The sequence below is a fragment of the Mesorhizobium kamtschaticum genome, from assembly GCF_056174585.1.
Genome location: NZ_CM149691.1, coordinates 455971 through 474162 on the forward strand (window position 1 = coordinate 455971; position 18192 = coordinate 474162).

Genomic DNA, 18192 nt, shown 5'->3' on the forward strand with positions numbered 1-18192 from the left:
CAGGTCGATCAGACCTCGTCGTCGTCGTCGCCGACGCCGATCATGTCGGCAACGTCGTCGTCTTCTTCCTCTTCGTCGGCAAGGAAAGTGTCATCCTCGTCGTCGCCGAGATCGACATCCTCGTCATCGCCGAGGTCCGGCAGGTCGTCACCCTTGACGTCCTCGTCGGCCTCTTCGAGCGAAACGACTTCAACGCCTTCTTCGTCCTCGGCGTCCACTTCCTTCTCGGCCACTTCCTCTTCCTCTTCGATGGCGGCGATCTTGCCTTCCTCGAAATAGGAACGCGGATAGGTCTTGTTGGTGTAGGGCGAGACGATCGGGTCCTTGTTCAGGTCGTAGAATTTTCGGCCCGTTTCCGGGTCGATGCGTTTTGTGCCAAGTTCGTTTTTTGCCACGGCGAGCCTCGTCAATAAAGAGTGGTCCCCTTAACCACAGTTTGCAGCGCTGTCAAAGCGAAAAGCCGGCGTCACAAAACCAAGTCCTGAAAGGCCTCGCGGCAAGTGACGACCATAGGGGATGACCATTTCACCCCGCCGTGATACGAGACCGCCGCAACAAATGAAAAGCGCCGGCACGCCGGCATTCCGTCCAGGGAAATTCCATGTCTCACGCCGCCGCTGCCAAGCCGGCCACCGCCCGCAAATCGTCAGCCCTTTCCGGCACGGCCCGCGTGCCGGGCGACAAGTCGATCTCGCACCGTTCCTTCATGTTCGGCGGGCTCGCCTCCGGCGAAACCCGCATCACCGGCCTGCTCGAAGGCGAGGACGTGATGCGCACGGGCGCGGCCATGAAGGCGATGGGCGCGCATATAGAGAAGCGCGGCCCCGAATGGGTGATCCGCGGCACCGGCAATGGCGCACTCTTGCAGCCGGAAGGCCCGCTCGATTTCGGCAATGCCGGCACCGGCTCGCGGCTGACCATGGGCCTCGTCGGCACCTATGACATGGAAACCACCTTCATCGGCGACGCCTCGCTGTCCGGCCGGCCGATGGGCCGCGTGCTCGAGCCGCTGCGCCAGATGGGCGTGCAGGTGCTGAAGGCCACACCCGGCGACCGCATGCCGATCACGCTGCATGGACCCAAGCACGCCGCTCCGATCACCTACCGCGTGCCGATGGCCTCGGCGCAGGTGAAGTCGGCGGTGCTGCTCGCCGGCCTCAACACGCCGGGCATCACCACCGTCATCGAACCGGTGATGACGCGCGACCATACTGAAAAGATGCTGAAGGGCTTCGGCGCCAATCTGTCGGTCGAGACCGACGAGCGCGGCGTGCGCCACATCTTCATCGAGGGCCAGGGCAAACTGACCGGCCAGACGATCGCCGTGCCCGGCGACCCGTCCTCGGCCGGCTTCCCGCTGGTCGCCGCGCTGATCGTGCCGGGTTCCGACATTGTCATCGAAAACGTGCTGATGAACCCGACCCGCACAGGACTTTTGCTGACGCTGCAGGAAATGGGCGGCCAGATCGACATCTTGAACCCGCGCAATGCCGGCGGCGAGGATGTCGCCGACCTGCGCGTGCGTTATTCCGAGCTCAAGGGCGTCACCGTGCCGCCGGAGCGGGCACCGTCGATGATCGACGAGTACCCGGTGCTGGCTGTTGCCGCCAGCTTCGCCGAAGGCGAGACGCTGATGCAGGGGCTGGAAGAGCTGCGGGTGAAGGAATCCGACCGGCTGGCGGCCGTCGCCAACGGGCTGAAGCTCAACGGCGTCGACTGCACCGAGGGCGAGGCTTCGCTTGCCGTGCGCGGCAAGCCCGGTGGCAAGGGATTGGGCAGGCATCCGAACGGCCTGGATACGACGGTGAAGACGCATCTCGACCACCGCATCGCCATGAGCTTTCTGGTGATGGGGCTGGCGACGGAAAAGCCGGTGACCATCGACGACGCCAACATGATCGCAACGAGCTTTCCGGAGTTCATGGGGCTGATGACGGGGCTGGGCGCGGAGATCGGGTGATTCCTGCGTCAACGTGCAGTTCTCGTGTCTAAGGGCGCAATGTCGGAACCGCGGCAATGATGGGCAGGCAGGTCAATTTCTGGTTGTCAGACAAAGATCAAACTGAGCTTCAGTCTATCATCCTTTCAAAGGGGATATTCGCGGTGATCAACAGCCAGTCGAAGATTCCGACCCCCTTGCTGAAAGAAAAATTTGAACGGGTGCACCTGGACCACAAGGTCGAGGGCTTTCATCTCGTTCCCAAGGCACTGAGTGAGGAAATCGTTTGGGAGCACAACCCATACAACGATACGTATGATCCAGATCTCAGCCGCTCACCTGTGATACAGTACAACCCATGCCGGACCGAAGGCAGTTCAATTTTTCAGGGTCGATTTTATCTCCAAGCGCGCGACTTCGACGATCTTGGGCAATTGGTGGAGAAGCGTGCGACGTTCACCAAGATTGGCGACGCACTGCTACGCCTAGTCCGGAAAAATCTAAATCATCTGCACAGTGGCTTTTACGCTGGAAATGAGGCTCTGAAGCTGAAAGATGCGGGTTTCCAGTTTCGACCCTAGCACTTACAAGCATTAAGTCTTCGAGGTAGCGAATTGCCCTTTACCATCGCCATCGACGGCCCCGCCGGTGCCGGCAAAGGCACGCTCGCCCGGCGTCTCGCCGACCACTACCGGCTGAACCTGCTCGACACCGGCCTCACTTATCGCGCGGTGGCCTATGCGCTGATCCAGCACGCCCTGCCGCTCGACAATGTCTCGGCAGCCGAAACCGCCGCGCGCCAGGTCGATCTGGCCAAGCTCGACCGGGCGGTGCTGTCTGCGCATGCCGTTGGCGAGGCGGCCTCGAAGGTCGCCGCTTTCCCGACCGTGCGGCGCATCCTGGTCGAAAAGCAGCGCGCGTTTGCCAGGACGCCGCCGGGCGCGGTGCTGGACGGGCGCGACATCGGCACAGTCGTATGCCCCGATGCCGACATCAAACTCTATGTGACGGCGAGTGCGGAGGTGCGGGCAAGGCGCCGGCTGGCCGAGATCGAAAGCATCGGCGGCACCGCCAACTTTGCTGAAATCCTCGCCGATATCGCGCGCCGGGACGAGCGCGACATGGGCCGTGCCGACTCACCGCTGAAGCCGGCCGCCGACGCGCACTTGCTTGATACCAGCGAAATGGCTATAGAAGCCGCGTTTCTCGCGGCCATGGCGATCATCGACGACGCGCTGGCCAGGAGAAACAAGGCCTGATCCGGGTTTTCTCCCGTGTTTCCGTTGCCGGAAGCATAGAAAATACCCATATCGGGCACGAACCAGCCTGCCAGCATTCTTCATGCGCCGGAATTGCCGCTTAGAAAGCGGCCCAGGGCTTTTTTAAGCCCGGAACGCCGGCAGGCCAACGCAACGCTAACCCACGGCGCCCGTCCCGCTCAGAGATGCGGGGCACTCCAGGAGAAAATATGTCAGCTGCAAATCCCACTCGCGATGATTTCGCGAGCCTGCTCGAAGGATCTTTTACCGCCGGCCATTCCGGCGAAGGCCAGGTCGTCAAGGGCATCATCACCGCCATTGAAAAAGACATGGCCATCATCGACGTCGGCCTCAAGGTCGAAGGCCGCGTGCCGCTGAAGGAATTCGGCGTCAAGGGCAAGGACACCACCCTCAAGGTCGGTGACACCGTCGAAGTCTATGTCGAGCGCATCGAGAACGCGCTTGGCGAAGCGATGCTTTCCCGTGAAAAGGCCCGCCGCGAAGAGAGCTGGGTCCGTCTCGAAGAGAAGTTCACCAAGGGTGAGCGCGTCGAAGGCGTCATCTTCAACCAGGTCAAGGGCGGCTTCACCGTCGACCTCGACGGCGCCGTGGCGTTCCTGCCGCGCAGCCAGGTCGATATCCGCCCGATCCGCGACGTCTCCCCGCTGATGCACAACCCGCAGCCCTTCGAGATCCTCAAGATGGATCGCCGCCGCGGCAACATCGTGGTATCGCGCCGCACCGTGCTCGAGGAGAGCCGCGCCGAACAGCGTTCGGAAATCGTGCAGAACCTCGAAGAAGGCCAGGTTGTCGAAGGCGTCGTCAAGAACATCACCGATTACGGTGCGTTCGTCGACCTCGGCGGCATCGACGGCCTGCTGCATGTCACCGACATGGCATGGCGCCGCGTCAACCATCCGACCGAAATCCTCAACATCGGTCAGACGGTCAAGGTGCAGATCATCCGCATCAACCAGGAAACCCACCGCATCTCGCTCGGCATGAAGCAGCTCGAGAGCGATCCGTGGTCCGAGATCGGCACCAAGTTCCCGATCGGCAAGAAGATCAAGGGCACCGTCACCAACATCACCGACTACGGCGCGTTCGTCGAGCTGGAGCCGGGCATCGAAGGCCTCATCCACGTTTCGGAAATGTCGTGGACCAAGAAGAACGTGCATCCCGGCAAGATCCTGTCGACGACGCAGGAAGTCGACGTTGTCGTGCTCGAGGTCGACCCGGCCAAGCGCCGCATCTCGCTCGGCCTCAAGCAGACGCTTGAGAATCCGTGGGAAGCGTTCGCGCGCAGCCATCCGGTCGGCAGCCAGGTCGAGGGCGAGGTCAAGAACAAGACCGAGTTCGGCCTGTTCATCGGCCTGGAAGGCGACGTGGACGGCATGGTGCACCTCTCCGACCTCGACTGGACCCGTCCGGGCGAGCAGGTCATCGAAGAGTACAATCGCGGCGACATGGTCAAGGCGCAGGTGCTCGACGTCGACATCGAGAAGGAGCGCATCTCGCTCGGCATCAAGCAGCTGGCCAAGGATACGGTCGGCGAGGCAGCCAACAGCGGCGAACTGCGCAAGAACGCCGTCGTCACCTGTGAAGTCATCGGCGTCAAGGATGGCGGTCTGGAAGTGCGGCTGGTCGACAGCGGCATCGAGACCTTCATCAAGCGTTCCGACCTCAGCCGTGACCGCGACGAGCAGCGCCCCGAGCGCTTCACCGTCGGCCAGAAGGTCGACGCCCGCGTCATCGCCTTCGACAAGAAGACCCGCAAGCTGCAGGTCTCGATCAAGGCGCTGGAAATCGCCGAAGAGAAGGAAGCGGTCGCTCAGTACGGCTCGACCGACTCCGGCGCTTCGCTGGGCGACATCCTGGGTGCCGCGCTGAAGAAGCAGGGCAGCTAAGGCCGCCGCGCGCCCCGCACGCGACGTCACTTCATACAAAAAACCCCGCCGGAGCGATCCGGCGGGGTTTTTCTTTGGCGAAAGCCAGCTCGACGGATGCTGAGCTATGCCCGGCCGTAGAGCGGCACCAGCGTTCCGCTCATCGCCTGGTTGGCGGGCGAAGCGAGATAGGCGATGGCCTCGGCCGCCGCTTCCAGGCTGACCCATTTGGCGAAATCGGCATCCGGCATATCGGCGCGGTTTGCCGGCGTGTCGAGCGTCGACGGGGCCACGGCATTGACCAGGATGCCCTTGGCCTTGAGCTCTTCCGCCATCGCCACCGTCATGGCCGCCACCGCCGCCTTGCTTGCCGTGTAGGCGACCATGCCGGCGCCGCGCCTGGGGTCGAGCCCGGCGCGCGCGGTGACGTTGACGATGCGGCCTGATGTGCCCGACGCCAGCATAGAGCGGATCGCCGCGCGGCTGCACAGGAAGGTGGTACGGGCGTTGGTATCCATCATCTCGGCGAAGGACGCCGATTCGATCTTTTCCACCGGCGCCATGGCGAAGCCGCCGGCGAGATGGACCGATCCCCACAAGGCAGGAACCTGGGCGTAGAAGGCTTCAACCTTGGCGGAGTCCGACAGGTCGACATTGTGCGCCAGCTTGACGCTCTCATGTTCAGCGAAGGGAAAATGCTGGGGTGCGGCGGCGTGCGCGTTCGGCACGTGGCAGATCGCGCCCTGTTCCAGCAGCCGGCCAACCACCGCACCGCCGAGCGCGCCGGTTCCACCGGTCACAACGATATGTCTGCCTTGAAGTGTTTCCGTCATCCTGGACCGCTCCTGTCGTATTTTTATGATTTCGTCGCTTGTTAGCCGCGCCGACGCGAAGCGTCGCGCCTTTCGGGCGATCACTCAACTGATATCTCGACATGGCAGCCGTCACGTCTTTGCATGCGTCGGGACGCATATAATGGCAATGCCGTCAGCCATCCGGCTGTCGCGGTACAACAGCCGAGCCGGCGAAGGGTCCGATGCAGGTTGGAAAATCAACGCCGGCCTGAAGGCTTCAATCGACCATGATTTCGATGACGCACGGCAATCCGGTTGCCCGGGCGCGCTTCAGCGCCTGTGGCAAGGCGCCGATATCGGCCAGCCGTTCGGCTGATATGCCATAGGCTTCGGCCAGCTTGCAGAAATCCGGCGGCGCCGGCGAGACCCCGACGGGTTCGACGCCGACATCGAGCATCGAGGTCTCGATCTCGCGATAGCCCCTGTTGTTCCAGACCACGAAAATGACCGGCGCGTCGGAATCAAGCGCGACACCCAGTTCCGGCAACGTAAACTGGAAGCCGCCGTCGCCGGTCAGGCAGACGACCGGCACGTCGGGCATTGCAAGGGCGGCACCGATAGCCGCGGGCGGGCCATAGCCAAGTGCGCCGAAGCCGGTGGCGGCATTGAACCAGCCGGCCGGCCGGTCGTGGTCGTAGTAGAGGTTCGCGGCGTAGATCGGCTGCGTCGAGTCGCCGACGATGATCGCGCCCGGCAGCGTGTCGCGGATCATCTCCACGGCATGCACCTGTGCCAGATAGGCCGGACTCAGCTCGGCGACCGCCGCTTTGCGCGTCGCGGCGGCGCGTGCCTCGCCGTCTGGCGCGGCCACATGAGCGGAGCCGATGGCAGCAAGCAGGGCTTCGATTGCCTCGGCGCAATCGGCCTGGATGCCAACCGTCACCGGGCGGCGCGCGAGCTGGTCGGCGCCAATGTCGATGCGGATCAGGTTGGAAGGCAGCACGAAGCCACCGTCGCCATAGCCGTCATAGTCGGTCGGGCCGAATTCGGTGCCGGCGGCAATCACCAGATCGGCGTCCGCCATCAGCGCGCGAACCGCCTTCAGGCTCGGACTTGCCGGCACGCAGAGCGGGTGGCGGTGCAGCAGGCCGCGCGCATTGGTGGTCTCGACGACCGGCGCACCCAATCTCTCGGCCAGGCGCCGCAAGGGCGCTTCGGCGCGCTTGGCGCCGCCGCCGGCCAGGATCAGTGGACGGCGGGCAGTGGCGATGAGTTTGGCCGCGCTCGCAATTGCCGCGCCGTCCGGCGCCGGCGGTGCCGCGTTGCTCAGCAGTGCCGCGATGCCGTCAGCCGGCTTGACCATGACATCGGTCGGGATCTCGATATGCACCGGGCCGGGCCGCGACGATGAAAACAGGGCGAAGGCCTGCGCCAATGCACCGGGCAATTCGCTGGCCTGGGTGACGCGCTGCGACAACAGCGCCACCTTTTCCATCATGCCGCGCTGGTCCGGCAGCTCATGCAGGAAGCCCAGCCCCTTGCCCAGCGTCGGCATGGCGTTGACGCCCGATATGACCAGCATCGGCACCGAATCGGCGCGCGCCTGCCCCATGGCAGTGATGGTGTTGGTCAGCCCCGGCCCGGTGATGACGAAGGCGACGCCCGGCTTGCCGCTGGCGCGGGCATAGCCGTCGGCCATGAAGCCGGCGCCCTGCTCATGGCGCGGCGTGACATGGCGGATTTTCGAGCGCGCCAGGCCACGGTAGAGCTCAACCGTGTGCACGCCCGGAATGCCGAAGACGGTGTCAACGCCATGGGCTTCGAGCAGCGTGATGAGGGCTTCGCCGAGCGTTGTCATTGGTTTTCTCCCCTTAGAGCCGATCACTGTTCGGAAACAGTGATCGGCTCGGTCCCTTTGTTTTCAACGCAATTCCGGACGGAAAACCGCATGTCACTTTTCCTGGAATTGCTTTAGCGGCGCGAGGCCCAGTTCGGCCTCGATAGTCTTGATGCCAATCGCCGCCAATTCGCCAGGCGAGAACATCTCGCCGGCCAGGCAGCCTTCTACCCAGAGCCCGTCGATGATCGCGTTGATCGCAATCGCATGGTGGCGCAACTGGTTTGCGTCCGGCTCGCGCTGTTCTGCAGCGAGCACCTCGGCCACAACGGCTTCCACCTCGTTGCGAAAGCCAAGGTAGCCTTCACGGTGAGCACGAGCCAGGGCCGGGTCCGCACCGGCGCGGCCGATGAAGGTTGCCCAGAGCGAAAACACCCGCGCGTCGATGATCGGCGCGTTGAGGTTGGCGGTAACGAAAGCCGCAAGGCGCTGGCGCGGCGAGGCATCTTCCATGACCAACGCCGCTTTCGCCTGCTCGGTCATGCGGCCCATGAGCGCAGCATAGGCTTCCTGCAGCAATTCTTCCTTGCCGGGAAAATAGTGCCGGATGAGCCCAGCTGTGACGCCGGCACGCAACGCGATGGTGCGTAATGTGGCGCCCTGCAGGCCATGTTCCGCCACGCTGTCCAGAGTTGCCTCGATCAGATCTTGCCGCCGCCGCTCCTCGCCCTCGCGACGGAACCTGCGGCGGGATGGCACATTCATTGGCGCAGGATCGGTCGCGTCAGGCATGTCGGCCCACCCTCGCAGGCGATGCAGAGCCCATCCGCCTCGAAGATTTCGACCGTGCACCCGGCGGCTTCCATCGCGGCCTTGGTCTTTGGAAAGCCTGCAACGGCAATGACCTTGAATGGGCTGGTCGGCAGGACGTTCAGGCTGAGGCCGTTGGAAGCCGCGAACTCTTCGGCGTCGCCTTCGACCAGCCGGATGTTGCGCGCCTTCAGCATCTGATAAAACGGGGCCGGCAAAAGCGGGGAATAGACCAAAGCGAGGTCGTCGGCCAGCGGGCTGATCACCGACATCAGATGCAGGCAGGCCTCTTCGCCCTGCCACAGCGGCAGGTCAAAGCCGTAGACGGAAACGCCCAGCGGTGCCAGCAGGTTGGAAACCTGCTGGATGCCTTCCTGGTTGGAGCGGACACCGCGCCCAATCACCAGCGTGCGGGCATCCAGCCATACACAATCACCGCCTTCGACCTGGCCAGGCGCTTCAACGCGGCCGAGGATCGGGATGCCCAGTCTTCTGTAGGTTTCCTCATGCAGCGAGGGCTCCCTGGCGCGCAAGGGCTTGCCCATGGACAGAATCAGCGCGCCGCGGTCGGTCATCAGCGATGGGTCGTGCGTGAACACCGAATCCGAAAGTCCATCGGCCCTGTCCTCGATCCATTCGATTTCGGCGCCGGAAGCCGCCACCAGTTGAGCAAGGAGCGCGTGCTGCGATGCTGCTTTCGCCGGATTGAATCCTGGGCCATAGTGCCAGGCAGCCCTGTCGGCGTTGCGCATGGCGTTGGCCGCCGACCGCATCAGCACGCGCTGCAGCGGCGCCGCCATGGACTGTGATCCGAAAGCGCTCATCGAAGCCCTTTTTTAGCTGAAAAAAATCGAGAAAATTTCATGGAGAGCTATTTATACACTTGCACAACAAGCTCGCAAGTGCCGTAATGAGTGGGATTGACGGGCTCGCGCCGTTGGGTCCATGCTGAAGTCTGGAGCGGGGCAGTACAGCGTATATGTTGATTAGCCGAATGGACGTTCGACGAACTGCCGCCGACCATACAGAGGTCACCTGGTGAGCGCGGTGGAAGCTGCCGCAGTCCAATCCGGCAAGGCGCAGGACGGCGCCGCCGAAGCCATCCATGTCGAGAACCTGCACAAGAAGTTCGGCCAGTTGCATGTGCTGAAGGGCGTGTCGCTGTCGGCGCGCGATGGCGAGGTGATCGCCATCATCGGCGGCTCAGGCTCAGGCAAATCGACGCTGCTGCGCTGCATCAACTGCCTGGAAAACCCGACCAGCGGCATCATCCGCGTCAACGGCGAAGAGATCAAACTCAGGGCGGATAGCCACGGTCACACCATTCCCGCCGACCGCCGGCAGATCGAGCGCATCCGCTCCAAGCTCGGCATGGTGTTCCAGAATTTCAACCTGTGGAGCCACATGACGCTGATCGAAAACGTCATCGAGGTTCCCGTCCATGTGCTCGGCGTCAAGCGCGAGGTGGCGATCAGCGAAGCCGAAAAGCTGCTGGTGCGCGTCGGGCTCGCCGAAAAGCGCGACGTCTATCCCGCCTATCTGTCGGGCGGCCAGCAGCAGCGCGCGGCGATCGCCCGCGCGCTCGCCATCAATCCGCGCGTCATGCTGTTCGACGAGCCGACCTCGGCGCTCGACCCCGAGCTGGTCGGCGAGGTGCTGAAGGTGATCGGCGACCTGGCGCGCGAGGGCCGCACCATGGTGCTGGTCACCCACGAAATGAAGTTCGCCCGCGAGGTCGCGACCCACGTCGTCTATCTCTACAACGGGCTGGTCGAGGAAGAAGGCCCGCCGGAGCAGATCTTCGGCGCGCCGAAATCCGAAAGGCTGAAGCAGTTCATCCGCAACATCGGCTAGGGACAGGCCGAGACGGAAGAAAACCGGGAACCAACAACAAACTGGGAGTCGTGAAATGAAGACTGTTCTGAAGACATTCGCCGCAGCGCTGCTGCTCGGCGTCGCCGCCATGGGCGTGGCCAAGGCCGATCCGGTCAAGATCGGCGTCGCGGCCGAACCCTATCCGCCCTTCACCTCGCCGGATGCTTCGGCAAATGGGTCGGCTGGGAAATCGAGTTCATCGATGCCGTGTGCGCCGAGGAGAAACTCGACTGCGTCATCACGCCTGTTGCCTGGGACGGCATCATCCCGGCGCTGACCACCAAGAAGATCGACCTCATCGTCTCGTCGATGTCGATCACCGCCGAACGCGAGAAGACGATCGACTTCTCCGACAAATATTACAACACGCCGACGGCGATCATCGGACCGAAGGACCAGAAATTCGGCCCCGGGCCTGACGACCTCAAGGGCAAGGTCATCGGTGTCCAGGTGTCGACCGTGCACGCCGTCTACGCCAAGAAGCACTTCGGCGCCACGGCTTCCGAGATCAAGGAATACCAGACCCAGGACGAAGCCAACAACGATCTTGCCGCCGGCCGCCTCGACGCGGTGCAGGCCGACTCCATCGCGCTTGGCGAATTCCTCAAGTCCGACCAGGGCAAGGCCTGCTGCGACCTGAAGGGCATGGTGGCTCCGGACGACGAGGTGCTTGGACCGGGTGTCGGCGCCGGCGTGCGCAAGGAAGACACCGACCTGAAGGCAAAGATCAACGCCGGCATCAAGGCCATCCGGTCCAACGGCAAATATGACGAGATCTCGAAGAAGTACTTCGATTTCGACATTTACGGCGGCGGCGGCGCGCAGTCGAACTGATCGGCAAAGCCTGGGCTTGTGACCGCGCGGCGCATCGTGCGCCGTGCGGTTTCGCCTGAACCTGTCCACGCACGCTTTCGCTGACGAAAATGGCCAGCGGCTGACGCCAGCAATCCGGGGGCAAAGCTGATCGACGCATTCCTTTCGGCCTCAGCGGCCGGCATCATCGACCTTCTCTCGCCCTATCCGCCGGGTTGGGGCGGAACGTTGCTGCTCGGGCTGCTCCACTCGATCGAAATTGCGCTCGGCGCGACCTGCCTTGGTCTGTTGATCGGTACCGGCGGCGCCTATGGCAAGCTCTATGGCGGCCCGGTGGTGCGCGATCTGCTGGCCGTCTACACCACCATCGTGCGCGCCGTCCCCGAACTGGTGCTGATCCTGCTGCTCTATTATGCCGGAACCGACCTGATCAACCAGGCGCTGGCGGCAATGGGCTATCAGCGCATCGACATCAGCGGACTTGCCGCCGGCATTGCCGTGCTCGGTTTCGTCCAGGGCGCCTATTCGACAGAAGTCATACGCGGCGCGATCCTGGCCATTCCGCAGGGCCAGATCGAAGCCGCCCGCGCCTATGGTATGTCCCCCGGCCTGATGCTGCGGCGCATCACTCTGCCGGCCATGCTGCCGTTTGCCATACCGGGCCTCGCCAATCTGTGGCTGATCGCCACCAAGGACACCGCGCTGCTGGCGGTCGTCGGTTTCTATGAACTGGCGCTGGCAACGCGGCAGGCCGCGGGCGTGACCAAAGCCTATTTCACCTTCTTCTTCGCCGCGGGTGTGCTGTACCTGCTGCTGTCGCTGCTTTCCAACTTCCTCATCGGCCGTGTCGAGGTCTGGTCGCGGCGCGGCATGCCTTCGCTCAAGGAAGCGCGCTGATGGCCAACGAGGCGGCCATCATCAACGTCGTCGCGCGAACGTCGCTGTGGCTGCAGCCGCACCGCATCGTGCTGATCCTGATCGCGCTGGGGCTGGTTCTGGGCGCCATATTCTTCATGCGCTGGGACTGGCTGCCGCAATATTACGAGATGGGTCTGCTCGGCATCTGGCGCTCGCTGTGGATCCTGGCCGTCACCTGCGTGCTGGGTTTCCTGCTCGCCGTGCCCTTGGGGTTGGCGCAGGCGGCCGGATCGTTCTGGTTCGCAGCACCCGCCAAGGTCTTCTGTACCGTCATCCGGGGCACGCCATTGCTGATCCAGTTGTGGCTGCTTTATTACGGCCTGGGCTCCTTGTTTCCGCAATATCCGTGGATTCGCGAGTCCTGGATGTGGCCGTATCTCAGGCAAGCCTGGCCTTATGGCGTGCTGGCACTGACCTTGTCCTTCGCCGGCTACGAGGGCGAGGTGATGCGCGGCGCCTTTGCCGGCGTGCCAAAGGGGCAACTCGAGGCCGCGCGCGCGTTCGGCATGAGCCGCTGGAAGGCATTCCGGCGCATCTGGCTGCCGCAAGCCATCTACCGGGCGCTGCCGACGCTGACCGGCGAAACCGTGCTGCAACTGAAGTCGACGCCGCTGGTGGCGACCATCAGCGTCATCGACATCTTCGCCGTCTCGTCCAAGGTGCGGCAGGACACCTACCTCACCTACGAACCCTTGCTGCTGCTGGCGCTGATCTACATGACGATCACCGGCATCCTGGTCTTCGCCTTCAGCAGGATCGAGGCGCGGATCCCGAACAAGATCGGCTAGAGCATTGCCTGGAATTGCCCTGGAGCCGCCAGGCCCGTAGCGTGGACTTGCAACAGCGGACGTGTCCGCCGTTTTTCTTGCAGTTGCGGACGATTTTCAACACAAACGCCGCCTCATGTGCTGTTAGACCCAACCAACCAGTTACAGCAATCGCAGGACGGCCATGATGCAACTCAGTCTCGACCAGGCAAGAGGACTGTGCCGGATGGCGGCACTCGGCGCCGGCGCCAATGAGGAGGCGGCGCAATCGCTGACCGCCTCGATCATCGCAGCCGAGGCGGAAGGGCTTTCGACCGTCGGACTGTCGCATTTCATCGATTATCTCGAAGCGCTGGAGGCCGGGCGCATCGACGGCAATGCCGATCCGGTGATCACAAGGCCGGCGCTGGCCGTCTATCTCTCCGACGCACGCGGCGGCCTGGCGCATACCGGCTTCGACCGGACGATCGACGACCTTGCCAAGGCGGCAAAGCTGTTCGGCGTCGCCATCTTCTCGCAGAAGAATGCCTATACGTGCGGCGCGCTCGGCTATTTCACCGGCAGGCTGGCCGCACAGGGGCTGGTATCTTTCGCCGCCACCAACGGTCCGGCCGTGCTGGCCGGCTCGGGCTCGGTCAAGCCGGTCTATTGCACCAACCCGATGTCGTTTGCCGCCCCCGCCGCCGATGGCGCGCCGCTGGTCATCGACCAGTCGTCGAGCGCCACCGCCTTCGTCAACATCCGCAAGGCGGCCGAGGACGGCAAGAAAATCCCCGAAGGCTGGGCACTGGACGCCAGCGGCAACCCGACCACCGATCCCGGGGCGGCCATGAAGGGCGCCATGCTTGCCTTTGGTGGCCAGCGCGGCGCCAACATCGCACTGATGGTCGAAGTGCTGGCGGCCGGCCTGTCGGGCGCCAACTGGTCGCTCGATGCGCCTTGGTTCAGCGGCGGCCCGGACAGCCCCGGAACCGGCCTGTTCGTGCTTGCCGTCGAGCCCAAGCTGCTCGATCCGGATTTCGAACAGCGGATGAAGAACCAGCTCGATCGCCTGCGCCGCCGCTATGGCGTGCATGTGCCGGGCCGTGCCCGGGCTGAAGCCGCCGAGAAGGCGCAGGCACGCGGCATCACCGCGCCCAAGGCAGTGGTGCAGCGTATTTCCGAATTCGCCGAGCGCTATTCCGCCTGAACAGAATTTTTCCGCGCCTCGGTGAACCTTCCCGCGCGTTACGACGACGAATAGCTGTCCGGGTCGGGTTTGCCCGGGCGGTGTCTTCTGTCGGATGCGTTCAGGGCTGGGGCGGGCGTCTCACGCCACGCTGATACCGTCTCAGGTCAGGCCGTCTCGTTGGACCCTGGTTTCGACATGAACCTCACCCGGAAAACCCCGCTTCGGCGGGGTTTTCTGCGTTTCGTGCTGGGCATAGAGTAAAACATGACTTCGATAGTTAACTTTTGTTAACTTGACTTGATGGGAGCCATCGGGCGTTTGCGAAGGGTCATCACAACAACAGGAGCTACGATGTCCGTAACCACCGACGCTTCCCGCGGCAGACTGATCATTCCGGCGCTTGGCCGCCTGTATTCGTCGCTGCACGATGCCGGCGAAACCGTGCTGCGCGTCGTCGCCGGTGCGTTGCTCACCATCCATGGCTCGCAGAAGATCACCAATCCTTTCGGCGCCGCAGAGATGGTCGAAGGCCTCGGCTTCTATCCCGGCGCCTTCTGGTCGCTGCTTCTGTCCTGCACCGAGTTCTTTGGCGGTATTCTCATCGCCATGGGCCTTTTGACGCGCCCGGCCGCCTTTGCCGGCCTGTTCGTGCTGCTGGTGACGGTCTGGTTCCATTGGGTGACGATGGGCCAGGGCTTTTCGGGCGCTGAAAAGTCGCTTTTGTGGGCAGCGATCCTGCTCTTCTTCGTCATTCGTGGCGGCAACCGCCACTCCGTCGATGCCCGCATCGGCAGGCCATTCTAACAAGCTTTCGAGAGGGGTGACGCGACGACGCGTCGCCCTTTGCCTTTGGCGCAAAACCGACTATGAAACGGCTTCAGCCAAGCCATCTGGAACGTGCGCCGGAGCCAGCCATGACCGAAATCCTGCAGACCCCAAAGCTCGTCGTCGTCTTTGGCGGGTCAGGCTTTGTCGGCCGCCATGTCGTGCGCGCGCTGGCCAAGCGCGGCTACCGCATCCGGGTCGCCTGCCGGCGGCCTGACCTTGCCGGCCATCTGCAGCCGCTCGGCAATGTCGGCCAGATACAGCCGGTGCAGGCCAATGTGCGCGTGCGCTGGTCGGTCGACCGCGCCGTGCAAGGCGCCGACCATGTCGTCAACCTTGTGGCCATCCTGCATGAGACCGGCCGGCAGAAATTCAACACCGTGCACGAATTCGGCGCCCGCGCCGTTGCCGAGGCCGCGCGCACGGTCGGTGCCGGCCTGACCCATATTTCTGCGCTCGGTGCCGATGCGGACTCCGAATCGGACTATGCGCGCACCAAGGGGCTTGGCGAGAAGGCCGTGCTGGAGACGATCGCCGACGCTGTGATTTTCCGGCCGTCGATCAATTTCGGACCGGAAGACGGCTTCTTCAACCGCTTTGCCAACATGGCACGCTATTCGCCGGTGCTGCCGCTGATCGGCGGCGGCCAGACCAAGTTCCAGCCGGTCTATGTCGGCGACGTCGCCGAAGCGGTGGCGCGCTCGGTCGACGGCAAGATCGGTGGCGGCCAGACCTACGAGCTTGGCGGCCCCAATGTGCTCACCTTCAAGGAGTGCATGGAAGAGTTGCTCACTGTCATTGAGCGCAAGCGCCTGCTGGTGCCGGTGCCGTGGTGGGTGGCCAACATCCAGGCCTCGATCCTCGGCCTGTTGCCCAATCCGCTGCTGACCAAGGACCAGGTGATGCAGCTGCGCGAGCACAACATCGTTTCGGAGGCCGCCACCAAGGCCAACCGGACCCTCGCCGGGCTTGGCATCCAGCCGCAATCGATCGCGACGATCCTGCCGAGCTACCTCTGGCGCTTCCGCGCCGCCGGCCAGTTCCAGCAGCGCAAGCCCGTGGCATAAATCCAGCTCTCAACGACTGCGGGGGGTGATCTGCATCGGCAACCCGCCTTGCGGCTGCGTCGTTAACTTCTGCACCGGCCAAGGCTTGGTCTCGGCCGTGGTGTCGAAGCGGAAGCGCGACAACAGGATGGTGAGCGCGATGATCGCTTCCTGCATGGCGAAGCTGGCGCCGATGCAGACGCGCGGACCCGCACCGAACGGCAGATACTGGAAGCGGTCGATCTTCTCACGGTTTCCCGGATGGAACCGCTCCGGCAGATAGGCATCCGGCCTGTCCCATAATTTCCTGTGTCGATGCACGACCCAGGGCATGACCAGCACGGCGGCGTGCTTGGGGATATAGAGATCCTTCCACATTTCCGGTTCGATCGGCTCGCGGTTGATCGATGGCGCTGGCGGATAGAGCCGGAGCGCCTCGTCGAAAGCAGCGCGGGTCAGCGGCATGGCGTCGAGCCACTTCGTCGGGTCGGGCTCGCGCGCCAGCACATGGTCGATCTCCTGCTCGACCCGGTTGCGCTCCCATGGCGATTCGGCGAGGCAATAGAGCGTCCAGCCCAGCGCCCGCGCGGTCGTCTCATGGCCGGCGCCGATGAAGGTGATGATGTTGTCCTCGACTTCCGCGCGCGTCAGTCCCTCCGGGCCTTCGGCCTTGAGCAGCAGCGTCAGGAAATCCTGCGGCACGCCATCGGGGTCACGCTTGACCCTCTCTTCGCGCATCTTGACCGTATCGGTCACGATCTTGCGGAAATAGGCCATGGTCTTGCGGCCGCGGATGCGGGTAAGCCGTGGCAGCCAGTCGGGCGCGCGCAACAGGTCGAGCGGATCGACACGGCCCATGGTTTCGAACAGGCGGTCGATCTCATTGGCGAAACTGCCCGGCTCGCCGGCGATCTCGCCCGAGAACAGCGTCTCGGCGAGGATATCGTAGGTGAGCAATGTCATGTCATGGGCGATGTCTGATATGCCGCCCTCTTCATAGCGGGTGACGAACTCCTTGGTGCGTTTCAGCATCGGCTGGGCGAAACCGAAGATATGGCGCGGCGTGAACACCGGCGCCATCGCCTTGCGCGACCGCTTCCAGACCTCGCCCTCGGCGGTCAGCAGGCCATCGCGCAGGATCGGCCGCAGGATCTTCTGGCGCACCGTCGCCATCTTGTAGTTCTTGGCGTTGTCGACCAGCACATGGCGGATGAGGCCCGGATCGTTGGCGACGATCAGATGACCACCGACGCCATTCGCAGAAATCCAGGGCTCGTTATAGGTATGCTCACCCCACAATTCGAGCGGATTGCGGTAGACAATGCGGATCATCTCCAGCGTCGAAGGCGGCGTCGTGCGCGGCTTCGGTGCGGGGGGAACGAAGGGGGCGGGCTGAATGTCCATGAAGTGCTCCGCTGTTACATCAATGTAGTGGCTGGCACCCCGGACGTCCATGTGACCGAACGGCAGACCGAACCACGACAGCAGAAGACGCGAAGACAGACAGTCTGTTCATCCGATCGTGACCGCTCCGCCAGGCGTCCCGCCTTGTCCGCAGGAACACTCTGCCGTAGTGACAGTCACCAACAGATACCGTCTAACGAAGGAAGCCCGCCTTGAAGCACCAGTTGAACATCATCATCGGCAGCACGCGGCCCGGCCGCGCCGGCCCGGTTTTTGCCGAATGGCTGGAGACATTCGCGCGCGAGCACGGGAAATTCGAGCCGGTGCTGACCGATATCGCCGCGTTCCATCTGCCGGTTCTGGACGAGCCGCACCATCCCAGGCTTGGCAACTACCAGAACGACCACACCAAGGCCTGGTCGAAGGCGATCGCCGCCGCCGACGCCTTCGTCTTCGTGGCGCCGGAATACAATTATTTCGCCGCACCCGCGATCGTCAATGCGATCGACTACCTCGCACGCGAATGGAAATACAAGCCGGCCGCCATTTTCAGCTATGGCGGGGTCTCCGGCGGCCTGCGCGCGGCGCAGGCGCTGAAGCCGCTGCTGACCGCGGTGGGTGTCATGCCTATCTCTGAAGGCGTCGCGCTGCCGATGTACCAGAAACTGCTCGACGAGAACGGTGCCTTCAGCGCCAGCGAACAGGTGACCGGCGGCGCCAGGACCATGCTGGACGAACTGTTGCGCTGGAGCGAGGCGTTGAAGCCGATGCGCGCTGTCTGAAGGAGCCCGTTTTAGCCGAGTCCCGGCTTGCTCGCGCCATAAAGAGGTGGAATGGTCGGCACGCGA

17 protein-coding genes and 1 pseudogene are annotated in these 18192 nt (G+C 63.5%); 12 read left to right on the forward strand and 6 right to left on the reverse strand.

Annotated elements, in window-relative coordinates; genetic code table 11:
• Positions 1 to 8: 8 nt before the first annotated feature.
• Positions 9 to 395: a TIGR02300 family protein gene (locus tag AC0V7N_RS02175; protein ID WP_496627680.1), complete on the reverse strand. Its 387-nt coding sequence runs from the start codon at positions 393 to 395 to the stop codon at positions 9 to 11.
• A gap of 206 nt (positions 396 to 601) precedes the next feature.
• Here AC0V7N_RS02175 and aroA point away from each other — a divergent pair, with 206 nt between their 5' ends.
• From aroA to rpsA, 4 genes are all read left to right on the forward strand, one after another.
• Positions 602 to 1960, forward strand: coding sequence for a 3-phosphoshikimate 1-carboxyvinyltransferase (gene aroA, locus AC0V7N_RS02180; RefSeq protein WP_475454297.1), 1359 nt, complete (start codon positions 602 to 604; stop codon positions 1958 to 1960).
• A gap of 56 nt (positions 1961 to 2016) precedes the next feature.
• Positions 2017 to 2520 carry a hypothetical protein gene (locus tag AC0V7N_RS02185; protein WP_475454299.1) on the forward strand — a complete coding sequence of 168 codons (504 nt, stop codon included), beginning with the start codon at positions 2017 to 2019 and terminating at the stop codon, positions 2518 to 2520.
• A gap of 33 nt (positions 2521 to 2553) precedes the next feature.
• Positions 2554 to 3198: a (d)CMP kinase gene (gene cmk, locus AC0V7N_RS02190; RefSeq protein ID WP_475454301.1), complete on the forward strand. Its 645-nt coding sequence runs from the start codon at positions 2554 to 2556 to the stop codon at positions 3196 to 3198.
• 209 nt (positions 3199 to 3407) lie between these two features.
• On the forward strand, positions 3408 to 5105 hold the full coding sequence (gene rpsA / locus AC0V7N_RS02195; protein WP_496627681.1) for a 30S ribosomal protein S1: 1698 nt from the start codon (positions 3408 to 3410) through the stop codon (positions 5103 to 5105).
• Between the two features lie 104 nt (positions 5106 to 5209).
• Here rpsA and AC0V7N_RS02200 read toward each other — a convergent pair whose 3' ends face one another.
• The 4 genes from AC0V7N_RS02200 to AC0V7N_RS02215 form a co-directional block, all read right to left on the reverse strand.
• Positions 5210 to 5917 carry an SDR family NAD(P)-dependent oxidoreductase gene (locus AC0V7N_RS02200; RefSeq protein WP_475454303.1) on the reverse strand — a complete coding sequence of 236 codons (708 nt, stop codon included), beginning with the start codon at positions 5915 to 5917 and terminating at the stop codon, positions 5210 to 5212.
• Between the two features lie 238 nt (positions 5918 to 6155).
• Complete coding sequence (locus AC0V7N_RS02205; RefSeq protein ID WP_475454305.1) at positions 6156 to 7736, reverse strand: 5-guanidino-2-oxopentanoate decarboxylase; 1581 nt, start codon at positions 7734 to 7736, stop codon at positions 6156 to 6158.
• Between the two features lie 93 nt (positions 7737 to 7829).
• Entirely contained in the window at positions 7830 to 8507 is a 678-nt protein-coding gene (locus AC0V7N_RS02210) for a TetR family transcriptional regulator C-terminal domain-containing protein (protein WP_475454307.1), read from the reverse strand.
• Positions 8477 to 9349, reverse strand: a complete 873-nt coding sequence (locus tag AC0V7N_RS02215; protein ID WP_475454309.1) for a dimethylarginine dimethylaminohydrolase family protein — start codon at positions 9347 to 9349, stop codon at positions 8477 to 8479. Before AC0V7N_RS02215 ends, AC0V7N_RS02210 begins: the two co-directional genes overlap by 31 nt.
• Before the next feature lie 214 nt (positions 9350 to 9563).
• Between AC0V7N_RS02215 and AC0V7N_RS02220 the strand changes: the two genes are divergently transcribed.
• The 7 genes and pseudogenes from AC0V7N_RS02220 (at position 9564) to AC0V7N_RS02250 (ending at position 15961) form a co-directional block, all read left to right on the forward strand.
• Positions 9564 to 10379 carry an ABC transporter ATP-binding protein gene (locus AC0V7N_RS02220; RefSeq protein ID WP_475454311.1) on the forward strand — a complete coding sequence of 272 codons (816 nt, stop codon included), beginning with the start codon at positions 9564 to 9566 and terminating at the stop codon, positions 10377 to 10379.
• Between the two features lie 55 nt (positions 10380 to 10434).
• Positions 10435 to 11234: pseudogene (locus tag AC0V7N_RS02225) on the forward strand (transporter substrate-binding domain-containing protein).
• 162 nt (positions 11235 to 11396) lie between these two features.
• The gene (locus AC0V7N_RS02230; RefSeq protein ID WP_197033211.1) at positions 11397 to 12110 is read left to right on the forward strand and encodes an ABC transporter permease; all 714 of its coding nucleotides are present in this window, start codon (positions 11397 to 11399) and stop codon (positions 12108 to 12110) included.
• Complete coding sequence (locus tag AC0V7N_RS02235) at positions 12110 to 12919, forward strand: ABC transporter permease (protein ID WP_475454313.1); 810 nt, start codon at positions 12110 to 12112, stop codon at positions 12917 to 12919. The genes AC0V7N_RS02230 and AC0V7N_RS02235 overlap by 1 nt, the downstream gene beginning before the upstream one ends.
• Positions 12920 to 13085: 166 nt before the next feature.
• Positions 13086 to 14087 (forward strand): Ldh family oxidoreductase, encoded by a 1002-nt coding sequence (locus AC0V7N_RS02240; protein WP_475460173.1) that lies wholly within the window; start codon positions 13086 to 13088, stop codon positions 14085 to 14087.
• Positions 14088 to 14420: 333 nt separating this feature from the next.
• Positions 14421 to 14873 carry a DoxX family protein gene (locus AC0V7N_RS02245; RefSeq protein ID WP_475454315.1) on the forward strand — a complete coding sequence of 151 codons (453 nt, stop codon included), beginning with the start codon at positions 14421 to 14423 and terminating at the stop codon, positions 14871 to 14873.
• A gap of 110 nt (positions 14874 to 14983) precedes the next feature.
• A complete protein-coding gene (locus tag AC0V7N_RS02250) occupies positions 14984 to 15961 on the forward strand; it encodes a complex I NDUFA9 subunit family protein (RefSeq protein ID WP_475454317.1) in 978 nt (325 codons plus the stop codon).
• A 9-nt stretch (positions 15962 to 15970) separates the two neighbouring features.
• Here AC0V7N_RS02250 and AC0V7N_RS02255 read toward each other — a convergent pair whose 3' ends face one another.
• The gene (locus AC0V7N_RS02255; RefSeq protein WP_475454319.1) at positions 15971 to 17344 is read right to left on the reverse strand and encodes a cytochrome P450; all 1374 of its coding nucleotides are present in this window, start codon (positions 17342 to 17344) and stop codon (positions 15971 to 15973) included.
• Positions 17345 to 17556: 212 nt separating this feature from the next.
• Here AC0V7N_RS02255 and AC0V7N_RS02260 point away from each other — a divergent pair, with 212 nt between their 5' ends.
• A complete protein-coding gene (locus AC0V7N_RS02260; RefSeq protein WP_475454321.1) occupies positions 17557 to 18126 on the forward strand; it encodes an NADPH-dependent FMN reductase in 570 nt (189 codons plus the stop codon).
• The last annotated feature ends 66 nt before the right edge of the window (positions 18127 to 18192 follow it).